Origin of the sequence: Myxococcus qinghaiensis (genome assembly GCF_024198215.1) — a bacterium.
Classification (GTDB): domain Bacteria; phylum Myxococcota; class Myxococcia; order Myxococcales; family Myxococcaceae; genus Myxococcus; species Myxococcus qinghaiensis.
Genome location: NZ_JAKCFA010000088.1, coordinates 1 through 1,071, shown reverse-complemented (window position 1 = coordinate 1,071; position 1,071 = coordinate 1). Strand labels below are relative to the sequence as shown.

At 71.9% G+C, this 1,071-nt stretch carries 2 protein-coding genes; both read right to left on the bottom strand.

What is annotated here, in order from left to right; translation table 11 throughout:
- Positions 1–274, bottom strand: a 274-nt coding sequence (locus LZ199_RS45980) for an ATP-binding protein (RefSeq protein ID WP_254000190.1), incomplete at its 3' end; no start/stop codon positions are given.
- Positions 271–1,071, bottom strand: an 801-nt coding sequence (locus tag LZ199_RS45975) for a Mu transposase domain-containing protein (RefSeq protein WP_407667355.1), incomplete at its 5' end; no start/stop codon positions are given. The genes LZ199_RS45980 and LZ199_RS45975, both read right to left, overlap by 4 nt.

Here is a 1,071-nt window from a genome sequence, read left to right as displayed (position 1 = left end):
CCAGGGCGCCCTCCACGGCTGTCCTGTCGATGCGCTTGGGCCAGCCCCAGTCGAAGTCCGCCATCGTCCGCATTGTCCCCAGGCGGCTGCGAGACAGGCGCCGCTCGACGCCGCGCCGGGCCCGGTCCTTCGTCTCCTCGTCGGCGATGGCCTCCATCAACTCGGCGGGCCCCCAGCGTCTCTTGGTGGCGGTGGCAATCAGGTCATCCAGCGCGTCGCTGGTGTGACGCAGGCCGAGTTGGGTGAGCCGAGTCTTGAGGGTGGGCGAGTTCATGAGTCGTCATCCTTCTGGCCCTTGAGCAGGGCGTCATAGTCGGTGAGGGAGTGCTGGGGGACGCGCTGCTCGCGCACGCGCGGGTCATCGGGGAGGACGAGGGGCAGAGGGGGCGGCGCGCCGCGCTGCCGTGCACGCTGCTCGAGCAGGTGAGCGACGGAGGCGGGCCCCAGGGCACCACGCGTGAGGGCCTCGGCGAGGGCGACGTCGAGCTCCTCGGGGCCGTACCGGTCGGCGAGCGCCAGCAGCTTCACCGTATGATTGCCGAGGTTGTCGCCGCGAGCGGCGAGGGCCTCGAGCATGCGGTCCGCGTTGCGGCAGCGAGAGCGCAGCACGTCGCGGCCGCGCAGCTCGTGTGCACGGGCCTTGGTGCGCGCGAGGGCGGCCAGGTGCGCCGCGTCCTCCAGCGTCTGGCCCTTGTCCCAACTGCGCGCATGGCGGGCCACCTCCTCCTGGCCGCGAAGCAGGCGGACGGTGCTGGCGGAGGCCACCAGGGTGAGGGGCTGGCGCACCAGGGTATGGGGAATGGAGTAGTCATTGCCGTCGAAGCGCACGTAGGGCGTCTTGCCGGAGCAGGCGGGGTGCACTCCGTCGCAAGGCAGCGGGTGCGAGGGCAGGGGCAGCAGGAGCGGGCGCTCGTCTTCGAGGGCCTGAGCCACCGTGCGGCCCGAGGCTTCGCCCGGCACGCGGCGCTGGTGGGCCACCTCCTCCACCCAGCGGTGCAACTGGCGGTTGAGGTCATCCACGCCGTGGAAGCTTCGGGCCGCGAAGAAGGAGTCGCGCAGGTAGCGGATGGT